This is a genomic window from Schnuerera sp. (assembly GCF_035459645.1).
Classification (GTDB): domain Bacteria; phylum Bacillota; class Clostridia; order Tissierellales; family Tepidimicrobiaceae; genus Schnuerera.
In genome coordinates, this window is sequence record NZ_DATHXO010000073.1 from 1 (window position 1) to 3,762 (window position 3,762).

The 3,762-nt window shown below is 28.8% G+C and carries 5 protein-coding genes; all 5 read right to left on the reverse strand.

The features are described from left to right. On the reverse strand, positions 1–517 hold a 517-nt coding region (locus VK998_RS01765), incomplete at its 3' end, for a dipeptidase (RefSeq protein WP_325224821.1). A gap of 45 nt (positions 518–562) precedes the next feature. After that, positions 563–796 carry a DUF2164 domain-containing protein gene (locus tag VK998_RS01770; RefSeq protein WP_236910681.1) on the reverse strand — a complete coding sequence of 78 codons (234 nt, stop codon included), beginning with the start codon at positions 794–796 and terminating at the stop codon, positions 563–565. Then, positions 796–1,821, reverse strand: coding sequence for an adenosine deaminase (gene add, locus VK998_RS01775; RefSeq protein ID WP_325224823.1), 1,026 nt, complete (start codon positions 1,819–1,821; stop codon positions 796–798). Before add ends, VK998_RS01770 begins: the two co-directional genes overlap by 1 nt. Positions 1,822–1,973: 152 nt before the next feature. Beyond that, positions 1,974–2,174, reverse strand: coding sequence for a dodecin family protein (locus tag VK998_RS01780; protein WP_325224825.1), 201 nt, complete (start codon positions 2,172–2,174; stop codon positions 1,974–1,976). A gap of 178 nt (positions 2,175–2,352) precedes the next feature. Beyond that, positions 2,353–3,762, reverse strand: a 1,410-nt coding sequence (locus VK998_RS01785; protein WP_325224828.1) for an S-layer homology domain-containing protein, incomplete at its 5' end; no start/stop codon positions are given.

Below are 3,762 nucleotides of genomic sequence, written 5' to 3' on the forward strand. Positions count from 1 at the left end.
GGGACACATCGATAAGCATCCCTAATCTGTTCATCTCATAAACAACTTCACGACCAAAATCCGTTAATCCTTTATCTCTATATTCTTCATAAAAATTAGAATAGCCTATCTCATTTGCCTCATTCCAAGTTAAAGTTATAGCTCTTACACCCAATCTATAAAAGTTTCTCAAATTGTATAATTCGCCCTTAATAGAGGCCCCTTCTTCTATGGCCAGAACAGCAGAAATTTTACCTTCTCTATCATTTCGAATAATATCTTCATAATTAGTTGCTATTGCAATCTCTTGAGAATTTTTATCCACTTCTACATAAAATTTATCTATCATCTCTAAGCAAATCTCCATTGGGTCCCGCTCACTTTTTATATCTACCCATATGGCAAAAAATTGAGCTAAGGAGTTGGTTTTTTTTAACTTTTCTATATCTACACTCAAATCATTCTTATATAGTCCAGTATTTTCTTTATCCTCCATTAATCTTAAAACTGTATCACAATGCATATCTATTGGTCTCATCTTCCCACCTCTTTGATTGTTTTTCCATGATAGTAGGCTGTTATTCTAATAATGTTTTTCAATTTCAAATAAATCTTGAATCTTTTCATTCACGAACATATACGCATCTTGAATAGCTTGATTGTAAATTTCTGGCCCAAGTTTTTCCATGAAAAAATCCAATATTAATGCTGCTGCTAAATCTCCTAGATCTTCTTCCCTTTCATTTATGAAATATTCTTTAATAGCTCCTATCATATAATCCTTCTTATCTTTACTCAACTCAATCCTCTTGTTCATTAAATCAACTCCATTGTTATTAACTCATCTTCTATGGTTTTTCTTAGGTATATTCTTTCACTTTCTTGTAAAAACGCAGCCTCTATGGAATTATCTATAAGCTTTAAAATATCTTCAATATTAAAATTAAATTTCTTAATTAAAAAATTGTACTCTTTTTCTAAGGAAGTATTTGAAACTGTGGTATTGTCCGTATTTACTGTAATTTTCAATCCTTTTTCCATGAAATTCCTTATTGGATAATCTTCTATTGATTCTACTGCCTTAGTTTGTAGATTACTTATAGGACATATCTCTAGGAATATGTTTTTTTCCTTTAACAATTCCATTATTTTAGGGTCTTTTGCTGCTGCTATGCCATGGCCTATTCTCTGAGCATGGAGTAATTCTATGGACTTGGGAATATTTTCTTCTATTCCAGTCTCTCCTGCGTGGATAGTAATATTGTACCCTTTTTGGAAAGCAAGTTTAAATGCTTCTTCATGCAATTCTGGAGGGAAATCCTGCTCATTCCCTGCTAAATCTACTGCTACTACCCCTTTGCCAATATATTTGGCACCATATTCAACTACCTTTATGCTTTCCTCTACACTTTCATCTCTCATACAAATAAGTATAGCATTGGACATTATACCAAAATCTTTATTAGCCTTCTCCATTCCCTTTAATACAGATTTTACAACCTCATCAAAGGTAAGCCCTTCTCTGGTATGAAGAAATGGAGCAAACCTAATTTCAACATATTTTACATTTTGCATATTTAGGTCTTCTAATAGCTCATAGGTTATCCTCTTTATATTTTTTTGACTTTGCATAATCTTTAATGGATATTTGAATTTCTTCAAATACTCTACCAAAGAATTACATTCATCTTTTACCTTTACTAATGCTTCAAATTCTTTAAAATCTTTATAACTTAACTTTTCTTTTTCTGATAAAAGCTCAAACATAGTCTCTGGTCTTACACTTCCGTCTAAATGGCAGTGTAATTCAATTTTTGGTAACTCTTTTAGTTTATTTATCATATTCTTACTCCTTTCGATTTTAAAAAATATGATTTACCATTATAGTATAAGTAAATTATTTTATACCCTTTAGTTATATTTCGACCTATTTACTGATTTCCCTCTTTTTTTGCATTAAAAAAGCATATTAAATTAATAATATGCTTTTTTTGCTACTTAACAATAAATGAAATTTTAACATTTAACCTATAATTAACTATTTTTTTGTTTTCAACAACAGCCTGCATATTGCTTATATAGACACTTTGAATATCGTCTATGGTCTTTGAGGCTTCTGCAACTGCTTCTTGAGCTGCAGCCTCCCAACCATTAGCTGATTCTGAAAGAAGCTCTATTACTTTAACAACTGCCATCCTACCCCTCCAATCCTATACCAATATTAGATTTAATATATTTTCATCATTATTATATCCAAATTTAATTTATATATTATTTTAGAAGTATAATACATTATTTGCATCTATATCTGCTAATATCTATATAAAAAAAGCACCTATCATCTAGATAAGTGCTTTTCATGTTTTCTTCTTATTATCTATCTCTATTTAGAATATTATATACTAAAACAGCTGCTTCTTCTCTTGTTAAATTATCTTTTGGTCTGAAATTTCTTCCTTCACTTATAAGTCCTAATCCTTTTGCTATTGCAATATGTCCTTTTAAATCAGATGATATTTTGTCTACATCATGATACTCTAATTTATATATATTACCTAAATCTTCTAACGGTTCCTGTCCAAAGGCTCTAATTATATATTTTATAGCTTCTTCTCTAGTTATTTTCGCCTCTATATTCTTCTCTTCATTTTTTAATATACCTTCACCAATAAGTCTTTCATACATATAATTTTCATCTTCATAAGAATAAAATATGTCTATAGTTTGGACCAATAATTTGAAAAATTCTTTTTGAGTTATTTCTTGTTTGGGTTTTAATTTTTCACCTTCGAATAAAATAATATAATTTTGTAGCTTTTCTATCTGTTCTTTAGCAAAACTACTTTCTATATCATCATATTTTTCTACTATTGTTTGTTCAATTATTTCTTCTCTATCACCTACAATTTCTGCCTTCTTAGCATCTACTGTTAAGTATTTTTCATTAAAATCATATACTAGCTTAACATTTTTTTCTTCGTTTTCTTCGTTTTCTTCGTTTTCTATTTGATATCCTAAATCTAATTCTATATCCTCTAATAGTATTTCTTTAGCTTTATCCTTAGATATTATATTCTCTGGAGCTTCAAATTCTAAATCATTCCAATTACAATTGTATGACATTACATCTCCTGTAAGATTGCTTAAAGTTATCCTAAAACCATTATTTTCAACTTCAATGCCATTTACTTTCCTTATAAATACAAAACTTGATAAATTCCTATCTCTATAAAATAAATCTTCATTTTCATTTTCTATATATTCTACTTCTTTATATTTTTCAAGACTCATATTTTTTATAATTTCTTTTGCTTTTTTAAGCAACTCTTCTTTACTATATTTTGATTTTTCTTCATCTTCACCCATATATCCAGGATCAGAAAAATCTATAATCTCTCCTGTTTTAGCATCTATTCTTGAACTAGTACCACTTCCATGATTCCCAACGCGTTTCATAATCATTACTTCCCATATATATATATCTTTTTCTTCAATACCTTTCAATCTATAATCACTTATTTCATATTCTTTTCCTAGTTCAAATGTATCTATTATCTTTTTACCTGCTTCTTCCCCATTTACTATCTTTTTAGAATTTATCAGCTCAATTTCTTTTTCATTTGATATATTTCCCATAATTCTATTAAATACTGTACCATATATAGAATAACTTGGTTTATATGAAGTACTTAGTATGCCCTTTGTCTTAGCATCTACTGTTTTGTCTGTGTCTATAATTTTATATCCTAAGTATGACTTTGTATCTTCATCTGTTTCCTTTAC